Origin of the sequence: Nonomuraea sp. NPDC049158, assembly GCF_040648335.1 — a bacterium.
Lineage (GTDB): Bacteria > Actinomycetota > Actinomycetes > Streptosporangiales > Streptosporangiaceae > Nonomuraea.
Window position 1 is genome coordinate 229,185 of record NZ_JBEZDM010000002.1, and the last position, 17,278, is coordinate 246,462.

The following is a 17,278-nucleotide window of genomic DNA, read 5'->3' on the forward strand; positions in this document are numbered from 1 at the left end:
TGCTCGGTGTGGAGTATGCCGGATTAGTAGGCTCTCGGCTACTGAGCGGCGATGGCGAGAGATCTCCCCGTGGGTCACGATCGACGTCGGCGGGCGGTGTTGATCATGGCACAGTTGGCCGGGGCGGGGATGGCGTTCACATGACAGAGCCCGGGCGGTTCCCCGCCCGGGCTCTGTCGCTTGTGTCAGGAAACGCCGTGAACCCCGAGGTCACTCCGTTTCGGCCGGAGCCGGATCCGATCCGAGCGTCGTACCGGTTCCAGGTCGATCCGGCGCACCCCCTCCGGCACATGCCGCAGATCATGGGTGATGAGCAGCGTCGTCCGCCCCTCCATCAACCGGCGCAACGGCTCCATCACCCGCTCAGCGGTGACCACGTCCAGCCCGGTCATCGGCTCGTCCAGCACCAGCACCGGCGTGTCACGCAGGATCGCGCGGGCGATGGCGAGGCGCTGGCGCTGGCCGCCGGACATGAGGCGGCCCCGCTGGCCGATGGGCGTGTCGTACTTCTGGGGCAATGTCTGGATGAAGTCGTGGACGTCGGCCAACTCGGCCGCCAGCACCACGGCGGCGTCGTCGGCGCCCGGAGAGCCGTAGGCGATGTTGTCGCGCACCGTGCCGGAGAACAGGAGGTTCTCCTGGTGCAGGAGCGTGATGGTGTCGCGCAGTGACGATCGGGTCAGGTCGCGCAGGTCCACCCCGTCCAGGAGGATGCGGCCGGTGTTCGGGTCGTAGAAACGCAGGAGCAGCTTGGCGAGCGTGGATTTGCCCGCACCGCTGGCGCCGGTGCAGACGACGAGTTCCCCCGGTTCGATCACGAACGACAGCTCGCGCAGTGTCGCCCTGATCCGCTTGGGGTACGTGAAGCCGACCCGCGAGAACTCGATCCGTCCCCTGCTGCGCCCCAGCACCGGTACGGCGGTGGGACGGTCGACGACGGTCGGGCTCACGGAGAGGACCTCCATGACGCGGTCCGAGCCGGCGGCGGCCTCCGAGACGGTCAGGGCGAGCTGGCCCAGACCCTGGACGGCGGGGTACAGATAGGCGAGGTAGGCGGCGAAGGCGAGCAGACCACCGAGCGTGAGGCGGTCTTGGGTGATCTCCCAGGCGCCGAAGCCCAGGATGACGATCAGGCAGATGGTCTCCAGCACCTGTACGGCGGGGCCGTAGAGACCGGAGAGCCACGCCTGGGACAGGTTCGCGCGCAACCAGGTGCGGCCTTCGCGGTGCAGGTGCCTGGCCTCGGTCTCCTGCTGGTTGTAGGCCTGGACGAGCGACTGGTTGGACAGGCTCTCCTCGATGACGCTGTTCATGGTGCCGTTGCTGGTCCGCTCGCGGGCCGCCGCGTTCCTGAACCGGGACGCGAACAGCTTGGAGACCACCAGGAACGCCGGGATCAGCGCGAACGTGACCAGCGCCAGGTCCCATCTGATGATGAACGCCGCGCCGGCGAAGAAGATCACGCTGGCCACGGTGGTGAACATCTTGACCAGGCCGGAGCCGACGAGCTCCTCGATGGCCTCGATGTCGTCAGTGAGCCTGGCCATCAGGTCGCCCGTGCGGCGGTTCTCGAAGAAGTCGGGTGTGAGGGTCTGGACGTGGCCGAAGACGCGGTCGCGGAGCTTGAGGAGAAAGCGTTCCGCGCCCGCGGCGGTGATGTACGCGCCGGCGAAGGAGACGAGACCGGCCAGCACCGCCAGGCCGAGCCAGGCGGCCGCGGGGGCCCAGAAGGCGCCCAGGTCCCGTTCGCTGAGGACCTTGTCGGTGATGTAACCGAACAGGGCGATCGCGGCGACCTCACACAGAGCGGCCAGGATCGCGAACACGACCCCGGCCGCGAACAGCGCCCTGACGCCACGGGTGTCCGGCCAGAACTCCCGGAAGGTGTTTCGGATGGACACCGTCGGCGCCAGGGGCTGAGCGGAGAGTGAGAGCCGTTGGGAGACCCGACGGCTCTCAGGTGGCACCTCCGCTACCACCACCACCGCCTGCGCCATCCGCCGCCGCCGCCGCAGCCGCCGCCGCATCCACCCCACCAGCGACGCCGACCACAGCCTCCACCGCGACGGCCCCATCCCCACCAGTCGCTACGGTGTGCCGGGAAGAGCTTACCGAGAGTCATGATTCCCCCCTGTGCCAGTAGCACTATTTCGGCTTTCAAAATAGGACGCTAGCACCCAAATGGTGAAAAATCAGGGCTTGGGGGCGTTCTTTGATCTGATTTGACCGGTGCTCATGGAAAAGATCTGCGCATGTGTGATATGTAAATCAGCGATAAAGCGGATACATCCCGCCCCATACCGGAACCCCGCTGGGACCTGGGCAAACCCAAGCCGACGCCTCGATCACCACAGAAGTGGAAAAGCGGTTTGACGTTTCTCTGTCCGCCGCAAGCCGCCCTGGGCAATGGAATTCCGGGGGACGGCAATGATTGTTCCGAAGAATGGTGAGAGAAGGGCTCCGGCCGACCGTCGGAGCAGACGAACGGAGCCCTTGACCGAGGATCAGGCCCCGCGTCCCGCCCACTGGATCTCGTACGGTTTCAAGGTCACCCGCTTGCCGTCCACGGTGGCGGTGACGCTCGTGTCGGCCGTGTTGACCATGACCATCTGCCGCTCCTGGCCCAGCGTCTTGATGCGCTGGTCGGAGGTGGTGACCGAATCCAGTTTCACCCCGGCGGGGAACCACTTCGCGAACCCGCTCAGCAGCCCCGCCATCGGCAGCTCCTGGCCCGTGCCGGACGACCAGAGGCAACCGGGACACTCCGTCCCGTCCTTCTGCTCCGGGTTCCAGTAGAGCGCCGACGTCACGCCGCTCTTGGCGAACTCCATCAGCGTCGTGGCCTGTACGGCGGTGCGCTTGTCCTCGCTCCAGCCGGAGTTGGTGGGCTCGACGTACCACTCGGCCCACCACACCGGCATGTCGTTGCTCTTCTGCCTGAGCCAGGTGGTGACCGCGCTGAACTTGGCCTGGGCCGCGAAGTCGTTCGGGATGTTGGCCTTGTCGTTGGTCATCGAGGCGCCGTCGACCACGATGAAGTCGGCGCCCTTCTTGTGCTCGATCCAGTATTCGACCGCGTCGAGCGCGCGCTGGTCGACCGTGCCCCAGGGGCCGCTGAGCTCCGAGGGGGCGGAGCCGGAGTTGGTCTCGACCGGGATGTACGGGCCGCCGACCTGGATGTCGCCGTTCACCTTCTTCAGCGCCGCGTAGACCTTGTTGTAGAGCTCGGTATAGCCCTCGGCGTCCCAGCGGTTCGTGGACGGGTTCCAGAAGCCCTTGAACTCGTTCCACACCATGAAGTACTTCACCGTCGGATACTGCCTGGCGATCCGCGCGGCGAGCTTGGCGTAGTCGTCGAAATGCTCACGCTTGGGGGCGACCGTGTGGTTCTTGGACCAGTCCGTACGGCCGGGCTGGCCGCCCTTCATCCAGTCGGGCGCGCAGCACAGCGTGATGACCGGGACGGCCCGCGAGGAGGCCATGAGCTTCAGCCGCCGGTTGAGGTCCCGTAAGTTGTACTGGTCCGGGCTCGGCTCCGGGTTGCCCACGCCCCAGCCCATGATGTGCTGGTTCTGCAGCATGGGGACGCGGCCGAGGATGTTCTTGGCCTGCTCGGTGATCTCGCGGGGCACGTTGTCGGCGCTGTACTGGGTGTGGGTGACGCCCCAGCGCGGCCAGTCCTCCAGGGACGGCGGCTGCTCCAGCGTGGGCGGCGGCTCACTCGGCTGGGTCTGGGCGACCTCGCCGCCCTTGTACTCGTCGCGGGGGCCGCTCCGCGTGCCCGCGTACACCATGATCGCCGCGACCAGCGCGACCGCGAGGATGCCCACGCCCAGGGCGATCGGCCATGGCGGCCGTCTGCGTGCGTGCTTGCCATCGGTGGGAATCACGGTGCCTCCACCCTCGCGCGTAGACAAGGGCCGGGACGCCTCTCCCAGCCCTTCCCACGGTATATATCAGTACTTGCAAGGGACTTGCGGTCGATCAAGGTGCTGGCGGGCGCTGCCCTCCAGCCGGTCCGGGAACTCCCGCATAACGGTACGGCACTGGTTGCCTCCCCGGTTGCACGATGAGAAGCGTGCCCGGTTCGTCGGCGTAGAAGGCGCTTTCGACGGCCGCGGCGACATCGGCGGCGCTCAGCAGCGGGAACCCCGCGTTGACGAACATCTCGCGCGCTCCCGCCACCAGCGGCGTGTCCGTGAACCCCGGGCAGACCGCGCCGATCCGGATGCGCTCCTTGGCCAGCGGCGCGGCCAGTGCCCGGACGAGCCCCACCACGGCGTGCTTGGTCATCGTGTAGACGGGGTCGCCGGCGAAGCCGACGAGCCCGGCCAGCGACGAGGTGACCACGATCGCGCCGCCGCCCGAACGCTTGAGCGACGGCAGGCAGGCGGCGACGCCGAAGACCACGCCGTCCACGTTCACCCCGACGACCCGGCGATACCGCTCGACGTCGAACGCCACGAGATCCACCCCGCCGGAGATCCCCGCGTTGAGGTGCACCAGGTCGAGCCGTCCGTAGGCCTCCTCGGCGAGCGCGACGGCCTGCCGCGAGGCCTCCTCGGTGCCGACGTCACCGGCCAGCCAGACGCCGCCGACCTCCTTCGCCAGGCGCTCGGCCCCTTCGGCGTCGAGATCGAGGATGACGCACTTGGCCCCGCCCGCCGACAGCCGCCGCGCCACCGCGGCGCCGATGCCGCTCGCCCCTCCGGTGATCAGTGCCACAGTGCTCATGTGCGCTCCTCAGGCGGTTTACGCTCAGGGGTTCAGGGGCTGGTCGAGCATGCGGTGCGCGCGGGCGATGAGCGCGGGTACGGCGGAGCCGATGTTCTCGAAGCCCTCACCCACGGTCTTACCCTGCCGGAAACGGGCGTGGATACCTTCGACTATGACCGCGAGCTTGAAGTTCCCGAACGCCACGTAGAACGGAAGGTCCGAGATGTCACGGCCGGCGGCCTTCGTGTAGTGGGCGGCGAACTCGGCGGCGTTGAGGAACCCGGGGGCGAGCGTCACGTCTCCGGCCACCGGGATCCCCGCCCGCTCCTCGTCACCGGAGTCCTGCCAGTAGGTGAGCGTGAGCCCCAGGTCGGCCAGCGGGTCGCCCAGGGTGGACATCTCCCAGTCGACCACGGCCAGGATCTCGGGCGGGCCGGGCGCCAGCCGTACGAGCGTGTTGTCGAGGCGGTAGTCACCGTGCACGAGCGTGCTGGCCGAGCGGGCCGGCATATCCGCGCGCAGCCGCGTGACCAGGCGGTCGTACTCCGGCAGGTCGGCCGTCTTCGAGCGGCTCCACTGCTGGCACCACCGGTCGAGCTGCCTGGCCAGGTAGCCGTCCGGGCGGCCGAAGTCGCCGAGCCCGACCTCCTGGTAGTCGACGGCGTGGATGGCGGCCAGCACCTCGGCGAGCCGCTCCGCCAGCCGCCGCGTCTCGGCGGGCGTGGGCGCGCCGAGCTGCTCGCGGGTCCTGGCCGCCAGGCCGTCCACGTACCCCATCAGGTAGAACGGCGCTCCGATGACCTCCTCGTCGGCGCAGAACGCGATCGGCTCCGGCACCGGGACCGGCGTCCCGGCGAGCGCGGAGATGACCCGCCACTCGCGCCGCATGTCGTGCGCGGTGGGCAGCACGTGACCGAGGGGCGGGCGGCGCAGCACCACCCGGCGTTCGCGGGTCTCGATGAGGTACGTGAGGTTCGACCTGCCGCCGGAGATCAGGGAGACGGACAGGGGCTCGCCCGCGTCGGGCATGTTCGCGCCCATCCAGCCGAACAGCCGGGGCCGGTCAATCCCAGGTACGGTCATGCACACACATTAGAACGTCACTCTGTCCTGAACGCTAGCTGAGAGTTGTGTAACGTTCCGGAGCTGCGGAGACGACCATCATGCGAGACCATTTACCCTGGGTATACACAGCTACCTCCAAACTAACTGAAGGTATGCCGAACGTAGGAGCCCATGCGCGTCACACTTGCTCACCCTCGCGAGCTGGGAGCACCTGAGCTGAGCCGATGGCGGGCTCTCCAGGAGGGGCACGCGGCCTTCGACAACCCGTTCCTGTCTCCCGAGTTCACGGTCACGGTGGGTGAGCTGCGCGACATGGTCCGCGTCGCGGTGCTCTACGACGGGCCCGACATCGTGGGGTTCTTCCCGTTCGAGCGCCATCCGATGGGCATCGGCAAGCCGGTGGCCGCCGGGCTCACCGACGCGCAGGGCCTGGTCCACGCCAAGGACCTGGAGATCGACCCGCGCCGGTTGATCAAGCAGTGCGGGCTGTCGGTCTACGAGTTCGATCACCTGGTCGCGGGCCAGCCGCTGATCGCCGGGCGGCACGAGCGCCACCCGTCGCCGATCATCGACCTGCGTGAGGGGCACGGCCCCTACACCGAGTTCCTGCGCCTGCACTCCAGCAAGACGTACAAGTCGACCCTGGCCAAGTCGCGCAAGCTCCAGCGCGACGTCGGGCCGATCCGTCACGACTACGCGACCACCGACCCCGCGCCGCTGCACACGCTGCTCGGCTGGAAGACCGACCAATACCGGCGTACGGGGCGTACCGACCGGTTCGCGCAGCAGTGGATCGTCGAGCTGGTCGAGCGGCTGCTGGCCACGCAGACCGAAGGCTTCGCCGGGGTGCTCGACATGATCTACGTGAACGACCTGCCGATGGCCGGGCATTTCGGGCTCCGCACGCGCACCACGCTCGCGGGCTGGTTCCCGGCCTACGACACCCACTACGCCAAATACTCCCCCGGCCTCATCCATCACCTGGCGATGGCCGAGCAGGCCGCCGGTTCCGGCATCCAGGTGATCGACATGGGCCGGGGCGAGAAGGAGTACAAAGACAAGCTCAAGAACGGCGAGTTCCAGGTGGCCGAGGGCCGGGTCGCGACGATCGGCGCCGCCTCGGCCGTCCACTGGCTGTTGCGGGTGCCCGTGCGCAAGACCCGGGCCACCGTCCTGGCCAACCCGCTGCTGCACAGGACCGCCGACCGGGCGCTGAAGACGTTCGGGCGGCTGCGCACGGCCCTCCAGTCGTGAAGGGGATCGCCGAGCGCACAGGCCGTCACTGCCTGCTGCTCCCCTCGAACCGCCTCGGCCTCTACCTCGCGTTGCGTCACTGGTGCACGCCGGGCCAGCGGCTGCTCATGTCGCCGATCTCCGCCGACGAGATCCTCTTCCTGGTGCTGGCGGCGGGCCTGCGCCCGGTGATCGCGCCGCTGTCGCGCCGTGACGGCAACATCGACGCCACTCGCGTCAACCTCGGCCAGGTGGACGCCGTCCTGACCACCAACCTGTACGGCCTGCCGGACGCCGTGTCCGCCTTCACGGGAAAAATCCTGATCGAGGATGTCGCCCACGCGATGGAGACCAGCGTCGCCGGCCGCCCCCTCGGCACGTTCGGCCAGGCCGGAGTCTTCAGCCTGTCCAAGCACCCGGGCGCCGGCTCGGGCGGGGTCCTCGCGGTGGAGAGCCTGGCGGACCTGCGCGCGCTCGAACGGGCCCGCGACGCGCTGCTGGAGCCGGGCGCCTTCCGCGCCGAACTGCTGTCCGTGGCCAGCTCGATGGCCCGTCAGGTCGCTCTCCGGCTCGACCTGGTCCGGCCCGCCCTCCGGCTCTCCCGCATGCTGGGCATGGAGGAGTCACGCGAGGGCTACCGCATCCCGCTGCGGCCCGACGAGCTCGCGGCGGCCATGAAGCAGGTGCCGTCGCTGCCGCCGTTCGATCCGTGGGTCCGTGCCGACCTGCACGACTACCGCGCCCGGAGAGGGGCGCTCGCCCGCTGGTACCAGTCGAGGCGGCTGGCCAAGGTGCCCGGGGAGCGGGCCCGCCGGCTGGCGGGGGTGCGCTCGCTGGCGGAGCTGCCGTCGGTGGCGGCGGGCGTACGGGATCAGGTCGGCCAGCCGTTGTTCCGGGTGCCGCTGCTGGTGCGCGACCGCGACGCGGCGATCGCCGCGCTGGAGCGGCGCGGGGTGGTGACGGGTTACCTCTACGACCCGCCGTACGACGACTACGCGCCCGCCTTCACCGACCCCTCCCCCGATCCGGCCCCGGCCCGCTGGTGGGCCCGCCACGCCCTGCCCGTCGACCCGGTCTACGCCGCCCGCTCGCTGCCGATCCTGCGCGAGCTCGAGCCCGCCTGAGACGGCGGCCGCGTGCGCCGGTAGCTGAGCTCCGCGCGGATGGCTGAGCCATGCGGCGCCGGCTGGGCTCGCGGCGCCGGCCGAGCTACGCGCCGGTGGCCGAGCGGATCAGCTCGGCCACTGTCCGGCAGCCGCGCCTGACCTCGGCCAGCGTGGCCGAGCCGTACCCGATCACCAGGCCGTGCAGGCGCTCGGCGCCGTAGTGGTGGCGGGCGGTGGAGTCGAGCAGCACGCCTTGCTCCCGCGCGGCGGCGACCAGCCCAGGGACCATGTCGAGCGGCAGCTCCGCCAGCAGGTGCAGGCCGGCCGTGTCGCCGCGCAGGCGGCACACCGGGCCCAGGATCTCGACGATCGCGCCGCGCCTTCGGGCGTACTCCAGGCGCATCCTGCGCAGGTGGCGATCGAGGTCGCCGCGCTCCAGCAGGGTCGCGACGGCCCGCTGGACCGGGCCGCTGGTGCGGTCGGACATCGAGACGCGGATGGCGGCGATCCTGTCGAGCAGCTCGGGCCGCCCCACCAGCCAGCCGACGCCGATGTCGGGGGCGAGCGTCTTCGAGAGCGTGCCGAGCAGGACCACGCGCGACGGGTCGAGGCCGTAGAGGGCGGGCAGGGGTGCGACGTCGTAGCGGAACTCGGCGTCGTAGTCGTCCTCCACGATGATCGCGCCGGTGCTCCTGGCCCAGGCGAGCAGCCGTTCCCTGCGCGGGATCGGCAGGCGACCGCCGAGCGGGTACTGGTGGGCGGGCGTGGTGTAGAGGACGCGGAGATCGTCGGGGAGCGCCTCGACGATCACGCCCTCCTCGTCGACGGGGCACGGCACGACCTTCGCGCCCCTGGCCCCGAACACCGTGCGCGCCACGTGATAGCCGGGATCCTCGACGCCCGCCCGGCCGCCCTCACGCAGCAGCGCGAGCGCGCACAGGTCAAGGCCGTTGCCGGTGCCCCTGGTGACCAGGACGTTCTCCGGGCCGACCGTCACGGCCCTGGCCCGCCGCAGGTGGTCGGCGAGCAGTTCGCGCAGGTACGGCAGGCCGTACGGGTCCGGGTGGTCGCCAGGAGGCAGGTCGGCGGCCCGGCGCCAGGCCCGCTTCCAGGCCGCGTGGTCGTAGTCGCGCACCCAGGGAGTGCCGGGGGTCAGGTCGATCGTCCGCTCGGCCGGTGGGCGCGGCGCCGGCTCGGGCACGGCCGGCGGCTCGACGGCCAGGTGTGAGGTCTCCAGCGCGGCCACGAACGTGCCGGAGCCGTGCCGCCCCTCCAGCCACCCCTCCGCGTACAGCTGCTGGTACGCCTCCGTGACCACGGTCCTGCTCACGCCGAGCTGCTCCGCGAGCCCGCGCGAGGACGGCAGGCGCTCTCCCGGCGGGAGCGTCCCGGCGAGCATGGCCTGCCGCAGCCAGCCGGTGAGCTGTGCCGAGAGCGGGACGCCCGAGTCCCTGGACAGGGATACGGGCAGGTCGACGAGGGTGCGCACGAAAGTGGTCTCCGGGAAGCGGTCATTAGTGGCCCTACAGGCTATGTCCACTTTCTCATTACCGTGGCCCCATGCTCTCCACCACACCCCGCACCACGCTCGGCCGCTCGAAGGACCGTGGCAGCAGCGACAGGAACGACCTGTACGAGGTGCTCGACGCCGGGCTCATCTGCCATCTGGGTGTGGTGGTCGACGGCCACCCCATGGTGGTGCCCACCGCATACGGGCGCCTGGGCGAGACCCTCTACGTGCACGGCTCCACCGGGGCCCGGTCGCTGCGCGCGAGCGAGGGCACGGACGTGTGCGTCACCGTCACCCACCTCGACGGCATCGTGCTGGCCCGGTCGATCTTCCATCACTCGGTCAACTACCGCTCCGCGATCATCTACGGCCGCGCCCGGCTGCTGACGGACCCGGAAGAGCGGCTGGCCGGGCTCCGCGCCGTGTCCGAGCAGCTCGCGCCGGGCCAGTGGGACTACGTCCGGCAGCCGTCGCCCAAGGAACTGGCCGCGACCGCCGTGCTGGCCCTGTCGCTCGACGAGGCGTCGGTGAAGATGCGGCACGGCGGGCCCCTGGACGAGGACGAGGACTATGAGCTGCCCGTCTGGGCCGGGGTTCTGCCGCTCGTGACCTCCTGGGGAGAGCCCCAGCCGGATTCGGCACTCCCAGAAGGTATCGATGTACCTGTTCACATCCGCGGCCGGAGGTAGTTCCATAAATCAGGAACCACCTGGCAAACTTCTCTCCTTGATCACACGTCTCATCAGGTGGGCCCAACTCCTGATGGGGGATGGCGATGGAGTGGAACGCTCCTGGTTATACGGAGATCAAGCAGCTCGGGGCGGGCGGCAGCGGCCGAGTCGTGCTCGCGGTGCACGATGAGACCGGCGTCAAGGTCGCGATCAAGTACCTCTCGGAGCGGTTACTCGGCGACCCGGTCGCCCTGGCCCGCTTCCAGTCGGAGGCGCGGCTGCTGACCACGCTGCGCGACCAGAACATCGCCACGCTGTGGGAGTACATCCAGGACGGCTACGGCGCGGCCATCGTGATGGAGCTGGTCAACGGCGTGTCCCTGAGGGCGCTGCTGCGCGAGCACGGGACGACGGGGCCGGAGGCGGCTCTGGCCGTGCTCAAGGGCTCGCTGCTCGGCCTGGCCCGGGCCCACTCGCACGGACTGGTGCACAAGGACTACAAGCCCGAGAACGTGATCGTCCGCGACGACGGGGCCAGCAAGCTGGTCGACTTCGGCATCGCGGTCCAGCAGGGGACCGCCTCGCGGGCCGAGGGCACGCCCCCGTACATGGCGCCCGAGCTGTGGGAGAACATGCCCGCCTCGCCCGCCACCGACGTGTACGCGGCGACGGCGGTGTTCTTCGAGTGCCTGACCGGGCACCGGCCCTACCGGTCGACCGAGCCGAGCGTGCTCGGCTACCAGCACATGCACGCGCCGATCCCGGTCCACGACGCGCCCGAGCCGGTGCGCGAGCTGATCACCCGCGGCATGGCCAAGGACCCGGCCGTGCGGCCGGTCAGCGCGGCCGCGTTCGTCATCGAGCTGGAGGCGGCGGCGCGGGCCGCGTACGGCGAGGACTGGGAGGAGCGCGGCAGGCGGCGGCTGGCCGGGCTGGTGGCCCTGCTCGCCCTGCTCCTGCCCGTGCCCCAGACGCCGCCCGCCGAGGTCACGACCTCGCTGGCGCAGACCGTCTTCCGTACGACGCTGCGTACGGCCAAGCACAACGCGGCCCGGTTGGCCATGGGCGTGGGAGTGGTCGCGGTCGCGACCATCGCCGTGATCGTCGTGCTGTCCAGCCGCGACCAGGCCGTGGAAGTGGCCCTGGCGAGGCCCTCACAGTCGCAGGGCCCGGCCGAGGAGGGCTCCCCGCCGGCCACACCGGTGACGTTGAGCCAGCCGCCCGAGGAGTCCCCGATCGGCCTGCCCCGCGACGAGCCGACCGCGCTGGCCGTAGCCTCCCCCAGCCCCAAGCCGCACACCGCCGAGCCCGTGGTGGCCACCACGCCACCGACCACCAAGCCCGCGCACACCCCCACACCTAAGATCACCATCACCAAGCCCGGTAAGCCCACACCGACCAAGACACCCAAGCCGCCCAAGACCATCACGCCGACGCCTGTCGTCACCCCGACACCGACACCGACCCCAACCCCGACACCGACACCAACACCGACACCGACGCCGGTGACCTCGGTCGCGGGGCTCACGCTCGGCGGGCTGACATTCAACGACGACAACGTGGCCGGCTCCTCGCTGTCCATCCGCACCACCGGCACGGGACCGGTCACGGCGACCGCCGCCTGGTCCGTGGGGGGCGTCGGCGTCCGCAGCCAGACCCTGCGGCTGAGCGGCGACCGGGCCTATGACCGCGCGCTCAGCTACAGCGCGGACGAGCGCCCGTGCGGCAAGACCGTCACGCTGACCGTCACCACCTCCCCCGCCGCTCCCGGCGGGGCGCGGACGGCCACGGTGAACGTACCGCCGTGTCCCACGCGGGTGACGGGCCTGCGGGTCTCGCTCGACCTGGCCGCCTCACCGGGCCGTACGGCTCAGGCCCGGGCCAGGGTGACCACCAGCGGCACCGCCGAGGTGCCCGTCGAGGCCGCGTTCGCGCTGAACGGCGACCAGGTCGCCACCCGCTCGGCCACCCTGTCCGGCCGGACGGCCTACTCGCGGACGTTCACCTACGCCTTCAGGTCCCGCCCGTGCGGCACCACCGTCTCCGTCGTGGTCCGCGCGGGCGACCGGACGGCCACCGCCCGGACCAGGGTGACCTGCCCGGCGAGCGTGCGGAAGGTGTCGATCGTGCGGGCCTCGCTCAGCCCGCGCGGCCCGGCCACCGCGGTCGTCGCCGTGTCCACCGACAACGACCAGCCCGTACGGCTCAGCGTCGCCTTCTCCCTCGGCGGCCGCATCGCGCACACCGAGACCCTGACCCTGTCCGGCGACACCTCCTACACCAGGACCGTGAGCTACACCTTCGACAAGGTGCCGTGCGGCACGTCCTGGCTCGTGACGGCCGCCACCCGGCCCGCGGCGGACAGCGGCGGCGACAGCTCGGGCGGCACGACCGCGGCCTGCCAGGAGGACCCGCCCACGGACGACGACCCACCCAAGGACGACCCGCCGAAGGACGACCCCACGAAGGACGGACCGAAGACCCCGGCCCCCGACACCCCGTCGTCCGACGATTCGGGAACCCTCGATTGACCTCCGGATTCATACTGTGTCCGGACATTAACTGTGAGAAAGCGGTTACCTCTGGTTAAGCTACGGTCCGTCTGATGAGGGTGGGGGCCCAGAGGACCGCAGAGGGAGACCGCATGTACGACGACCATGGTCCGTGGGGGGTCCCGGGCTACACCGAGATTCGCGAACTCGGCGCGGGATCCGCCGGGCGGGTCGTGCTGGCCCGGCGGGACCATGACGGCGTGGAGGTGGCCGTCAAGTACCTGTCCGACGAGCTGCGGTCCGACGTCGGCTTCGTGGCCCGCTTCCGGCACGAGGCCCGGCTGCTGGGCACCATGCGCAGCCCGCACAACGCCCGCCTGATCGACTATGTCGAGGCGGGCGGGGGCGCGGCCATCGTCATGGAGCTCGTCAACGGGGTCTCCTTACGGGAGTTGCTCAGGTCGGAGGGTCCCACGGGCCCGGAGGCCGCGCTGCTGGTGCTCAAGGGCTCGTTACAGGGCCTGGCCGCGGCCCACGCGATCGGCGTCGTGCACCGCGACTTCAAGCCCGAGAACGTCATGGTCCAGGAGGACGGCTCCAGCAAGCTCGTCGACTTCGGCATCGCGGTCAGGACCGGCGAGGACGCGAGCGCCGCCGGCACCCCGCCGTACATGGCGCCCGAGCAGTGGTCGGGCGCCTCCGCCGCACCGGCCACCGACGTGTACGCCGCCACCATCGTGTTCTTCGAGTGCCTGACCGGTGCCCGCCCCTTTCGCTCGCCCAACCTCGCGGCGCTGGCCCGCCAGCACCAGAGCTCGCCGCCGCCCATCGAGGAGGTGCCCGGCCCGCTGCGGAACCTGGTCGAGCGCGGCCTGGCCAAGAACGCCCTCGACCGCCCGCCGTCCGCCGAGGCGTTCCTGACCGAGCTCGAAGCGGTCGCGGCCAGAGCGTACGGGTCCGACTGGGAGGAGCGCGGCAGGCGCCGGCTGGCCCGGCTGTCCGGCCTGCTGCTCATGCTGTTCCCCAGCCCGCCCGAGGTTCTCGCCGAGGTGCAGACCTCGCTCGCCGAGACCCGTTTCACCGAGCCGCGCGGGCTGCTGAGCAGGCTCTCCACGAAGATCCTGGTCGGCACCGCCTGTACGGGCCTGCTGATCGGCGTGGCGGTCGTCCTGGTGAAGACGATGTCCGCCGAGCCCGCCCTGCAGGCGCAGACCTCGCAGGTGACGCCCACCACGGCCGCGCCGGAGCCGTCCGCCGCGGCCGAGGAGGAGCCTTCCGAGGATCCTTCCGACGAGCCGACACCGACGGTGAAGGAGACGACGCCGGAGCCGACGACCCCGGCGAGCACCGCGCCACCGCCCGTCACCAGCGCCACGCCGAAGCTGACGCCGACGCCCACGCCGACCCGCAAGCCCACCAGGACCGTGAAGCCCCGGCCGTCGAAGACCGCCGTCAGGACCCCGCCCCCGGTCGAGTCGTCCGAGCCCGAGTTCACCGGCACGGTCGACGACCAGCCGTCGGGGGCCACGTCGGCCGCCACGAAGCCGCCCACGACCGCGCCCCCGACCGTCCGCCCGACGCGTACCCTCAGCAGCCCGGCCCCCTCCTCCGACCCGCCGAGCAGTCCCGGCAACGGGGAAGGCAGCGGCAGCGGGGAAGGACCCACGCGGACTCCGTCACCGCAGGACGGCGCCCTCTTGGGGCTCGTCCTGGTGACGTCCGGCGCGCTTCCGGTCACACTTGCGGTTAAGCGCCGTATGGCGGGACGACATCGGAGAAAGCGTTAGAAAGGCTTCGGGGGGCTACGGCGATGGACAACCCGAGAAACGGTATCGCCGGCTTCCGGCTCACCGAGCACACCTGGAACACCGAACTGGGCAACTGGATCGACGCGATCTCGCCCGACGGACGCCGGGCCGGGGCCCTGCTGTTCGACCCGAAGATCATCGGCATGCCCGGGGTGCGCGAGCGCGTCGTGGCGACGGTCCTGACCGACCAGCGGCTGGTCCTGGGCGGGCTGGCCGGGCTGATCCCCGTCGCCGACGTCGTCGCGGCGGGCGAGCAGGTCTGGCTGCTCACCGCGCAGGCCGTGAGCCCGACGCTGTCGGACCTGCTGGCCTCGGGGGCGATCGACGCGAGCGGCGCGGCGGCCGTACTGGCGGAGACGGCCCAGACCCTCCTCGCGCTGCACGCGGCCGGGGTCACCCACGGTTCGGTACATCCCGGCTCGGTGGTCATCACCGCCGACGGCGCGGCGCTGCTGTCGGAACGCGGCTTATCCGATGCCATCCGCGGCCAGGTCTCCCCGCCGGAGCGGGACGTGGCGGCGTGGGCGTCCCTGGCGCGGGCGCTGGCCGCCTCGGTCACGCGGAGCGCCCCGCGCGCGGCGGCCCTGTTCGAGCGGGCCGCGGTCACCACGACGACGCACGGCCTGGGCACCGCCAGGTCCGTCGTGCTCTCCGAGCCCACGGCGCTGCCGGGCGGGGCGCTCAGGCACGAAGGGCTGGCCCAGGCGGCCCGCGGCAGGTCGGCGTTCGCGCACCCTCCGGTGGCGGCGCAGCCGCCGCTCGACGAGAGCGACATCGTCACGCTGCTCGCCGTCCCCGGCCCGCACCAGGCGCCGGTGCACTTCGGGCCCGGGGTCAGCTCGGGAGTGAGTACGGAGTCGGCGCAGGCCGGCACCACGGCCGAACGGATCTGGCGCGAGGGCCGGGAGCAGGTCGGAACGGTCCAGCGCGGCGGCAAGCCAGGCAAGGCGGCACGGGCGAGGCGGCGCCGGACCATCCTCTCGGCGGTGCTGTTCGCGGTCATCATGGGCGGCGCGATCCTGGCCTGGCTCAAGCTGAGCGGCGCGCCGGAGCTGGCGATCAAGTCGATCGACGTCGTGGCGCCGAAGAAGCCGCAGGGCTGCGACAGCGCCGTCGTCGTCACCGGCAAGATCGTCACCAATGGGGAGGCGGGCGAGATCAGCTACGAGTGGCGCAAGAACCTGGACAAGGAGGTCGTCAAGCAGACGCTCCGGACGACCGCCGACCAGACCTCCTACACCGTGCCGCTCCGCTGGACGCTCAAGGGCAAGAGCACCGTCAAGGCCACGGCCACGCTGCGGGTGCTGTCTCCCGGTCCCCTCAGGACGGACAAGGCGAGCTTCACGTACAAGTGCTGATGCCAAGCGCTGATCTTCGAGCGCTGATCCCTGAGCGTTGGTGCCGAGCCAGCAATGCATATCAAAGCTGTTGTTACTACTCTGACGAACATGACCACGCAGACCCCCGCGGGCTGGTACCCCGACCCGTACGGATCGCCCCAACTCCGTTGGTGGGACGGCGGCCAGTGGACGGACGCCACCCACCCGCTGGAGCAGGGGGCGTCACCGCACCAGCAACCGCCTTCCGGACCGCAGCAACAGCAGCAGTCGGGCCCCGACTGGTCCGCCACGCCGGCGAACCCGACGCGGCAGTTCGGGCAGCCGACATATGGACAGGCCGCGTACGGGCAACCGACGCAGGATCAGCCCGCGTACGGGCAACCCACCCAGGATCAGTCCGCGCAGAGCCAATCCGCGCAGAGCCAGTCCGCGTACGGCCAATCCGCGTACGGCCAGTCTTCTTACAGCCAGCCCTCGCCGGGCTCTTATGGGCAGCCCGGTCAGGGCTCGGGCCCCTACGGGCAGAGCCAGTGGGGTGGCACGCCGCTGCCCGGCCCCGGCTACGGTCCGCCGCCGAAGGAGAGCAATCCGCTGCCGTGGGTCTTCGGCGGCCTGGCGGCGCTGGTGGTGGTCGGCCTGATCGTGGTGGCCGGGATCTTCTTCGTCAACCGCGACACCGACGGCACCCTCGCCTCGTCGCCGACGCCCAGCGAGACGGAGCAGCTGCCGCAGCAGCAGGAGACCACCGAGCCGCCGCCGGCCATCACAGAGCTGCCACAGCCCCAGGACGGCCGCATCACCGACCCGCAGACGAACCTGTCGTACCAGGTGCCCGATGGCTGGAAGGTGCCGGCCGCCGGCTCGCTGAACGGCAGCGACCCGTCCCAGCAGACCTGGTCGAGTGGCGTGGGGGCGACCTCGCAGGAGAAGTACAACGGCAAGGACGACTGGAGCGGCAACGTCTACACGGGCCTGCTCAGCAAGAAATACCCCTACACGGGGACGGCCGGGCTGGGTGACGCGGCCAAGACGGTGTTCGTGGACTTCGCCCAGTACTACCCGGTCACCCACACCAACAAGATCATTCAGGACAAAGCGCTCAAAATCGGCGATAAGTCTGCCTGGGTGCTTCAGTTCCAGCTCGACTTCTCGAAGGAGTCGAAGGCCAAAGGTTACAAGTGGAACAAGGAAAACGGCGCGATCGTGGTGATGGATCGCGGCGAAGGTCAGAGCCCAGCCCTGGTATACGTGTCAGTCCCGGACAATCTGGGCACCGACGTGGTCGAGAAGGTTCTCAGCTCGCTCAAGCCCGCGTAACCGGTGGCACTAGGCTGGTG

The 17,278-nt window shown here is 70.6% G+C and carries 12 protein-coding genes; 7 read left to right on the plus strand and 5 right to left on the minus strand.

The window, feature by feature from the left end; all coding sequences use genetic code 11:
- Positions 1-185 precede the first annotated feature (185 nt).
- From AB0B61_RS05190 to AB0B61_RS05205, 4 genes are all read right to left on the minus strand, one after another.
- Complete coding sequence (locus tag AB0B61_RS05190) at positions 186-2,027, minus strand: ABC transporter ATP-binding protein (protein ID WP_358428232.1); 1,842 nt, start codon at positions 2,025-2,027, stop codon at positions 186-188.
- Between the two features lie 477 nt (positions 2,028-2,504).
- On the minus strand, positions 2,505-3,890 hold the full coding sequence (locus AB0B61_RS05195) for a xylan 1,4-beta-xylosidase (RefSeq protein WP_358428235.1): 1,386 nt from the start codon (positions 3,888-3,890) through the stop codon (positions 2,505-2,507).
- A gap of 94 nt (positions 3,891-3,984) precedes the next feature.
- Positions 3,985-4,734, minus strand: a complete 750-nt coding sequence (locus AB0B61_RS05200) for an SDR family NAD(P)-dependent oxidoreductase (protein WP_358428238.1) — start codon at positions 4,732-4,734, stop codon at positions 3,985-3,987.
- Positions 4,735-4,758: 24 nt separating this feature from the next.
- On the minus strand, positions 4,759-5,799 hold the full coding sequence (locus AB0B61_RS05205) for a phosphotransferase family protein (protein WP_358428241.1): 1,041 nt from the start codon (positions 5,797-5,799) through the stop codon (positions 4,759-4,761).
- Positions 5,800-5,952: 153 nt separating this feature from the next.
- Here AB0B61_RS05205 and AB0B61_RS05210 point away from each other — a divergent pair, with 153 nt between their 5' ends.
- Together AB0B61_RS05210 and AB0B61_RS05215 are read left to right on the plus strand one after the other, a co-directional pair.
- Complete coding sequence (locus AB0B61_RS05210; protein ID WP_358428244.1) at positions 5,953-7,035, plus strand: GNAT family N-acetyltransferase; 1,083 nt, start codon at positions 5,953-5,955, stop codon at positions 7,033-7,035.
- Positions 7,032-8,138: a DegT/DnrJ/EryC1/StrS family aminotransferase gene (locus AB0B61_RS05215; protein WP_358428247.1), complete on the plus strand. Its 1,107-nt coding sequence runs from the start codon at positions 7,032-7,034 to the stop codon at positions 8,136-8,138. The genes AB0B61_RS05210 and AB0B61_RS05215 overlap by 4 nt, the downstream gene beginning before the upstream one ends.
- 85 nt (positions 8,139-8,223) lie before the next feature.
- On the opposite strand, the gene AB0B61_RS05220 is transcribed toward AB0B61_RS05215, so the two are convergent.
- Complete coding sequence (locus AB0B61_RS05220) at positions 8,224-9,609, minus strand: PLP-dependent aminotransferase family protein (protein ID WP_358428250.1); 1,386 nt, start codon at positions 9,607-9,609, stop codon at positions 8,224-8,226.
- Between the two features lie 71 nt (positions 9,610-9,680).
- Between AB0B61_RS05220 and AB0B61_RS05225 the strand changes: the two genes are divergently transcribed.
- The 5 genes from AB0B61_RS05225 to AB0B61_RS05245 all read left to right on the plus strand — a co-directional run bounded on the left by AB0B61_RS05225 (position 9,681) and on the right by AB0B61_RS05245 (position 17,258).
- Positions 9,681-10,319 (plus strand): pyridoxamine 5'-phosphate oxidase family protein, encoded by a 639-nt coding sequence (locus AB0B61_RS05225; RefSeq protein ID WP_358428253.1) that lies wholly within the window; start codon positions 9,681-9,683, stop codon positions 10,317-10,319.
- Positions 10,320-10,405: 86 nt separating this feature from the next.
- The gene (locus tag AB0B61_RS05230) at positions 10,406-12,832 is read left to right on the plus strand and encodes a protein kinase (protein ID WP_358428256.1); all 2,427 of its coding nucleotides are present in this window, start codon (positions 10,406-10,408) and stop codon (positions 12,830-12,832) included.
- Positions 12,833-12,945: 113 nt separating this feature from the next.
- Complete coding sequence (locus AB0B61_RS05235) at positions 12,946-14,580, plus strand: serine/threonine-protein kinase (protein ID WP_358428259.1); 1,635 nt, start codon at positions 12,946-12,948, stop codon at positions 14,578-14,580.
- A 23-nt stretch (positions 14,581-14,603) separates the two neighbouring features.
- On the plus strand, positions 14,604-15,959 hold the full coding sequence (locus AB0B61_RS05240) for a hypothetical protein (protein ID WP_358428262.1): 1,356 nt from the start codon (positions 14,604-14,606) through the stop codon (positions 15,957-15,959).
- A 90-nt stretch (positions 15,960-16,049) separates the two neighbouring features.
- Positions 16,050-17,258, plus strand: a complete 1,209-nt coding sequence (locus tag AB0B61_RS05245) for a DUF2510 domain-containing protein (protein ID WP_358428265.1) — start codon at positions 16,050-16,052, stop codon at positions 17,256-17,258.
- Positions 17,259-17,278 lie beyond the last annotated feature (20 nt).

Bases quoted from the DNA above. Each gene is read 5' to 3' on its own strand.
- AB0B61_RS05235 (WP_358428259.1), top strand. From the start codon at position 12,946: ATGTACGACGACCATGGTCCGTGGGGGGTCCCGGGCTACACCGAGATT.
- AB0B61_RS05225 (WP_358428253.1), top strand. From the start codon at position 9,681: ATGCTCTCCACCACACCCCGCACCACGCTCGGCCGCTCGAAGGACCGT.
- AB0B61_RS05245 (WP_358428265.1), top strand. From the start codon at position 16,050: ATGACCACGCAGACCCCCGCGGGCTGGTACCCCGACCCGTACGGATCG.
- AB0B61_RS05210 (WP_358428244.1), top strand. From the start codon at position 5,953: ATGCGCGTCACACTTGCTCACCCTCGCGAGCTGGGAGCACCTGAGCTG.
- AB0B61_RS05230 (WP_358428256.1), top strand. From the start codon at position 10,406: ATGGAGTGGAACGCTCCTGGTTATACGGAGATCAAGCAGCTCGGGGCG.
- AB0B61_RS05190 (WP_358428232.1), bottom strand. From the start codon at position 2,027: ATGCGGCGGCGGCTGCGGCGGCGGCGGCGGATGGCGCAGGCGGTGGTG.
- AB0B61_RS05240 (WP_358428262.1), top strand. From the start codon at position 14,604: ATGGACAACCCGAGAAACGGTATCGCCGGCTTCCGGCTCACCGAGCAC.
- AB0B61_RS05200 (WP_358428238.1), bottom strand. From the start codon at position 4,734: ATGAGCACTGTGGCACTGATCACCGGAGGGGCGAGCGGCATCGGCGCC.
- AB0B61_RS05205 (WP_358428241.1), bottom strand. From the start codon at position 5,799: ATGACCGTACCTGGGATTGACCGGCCCCGGCTGTTCGGCTGGATGGGC.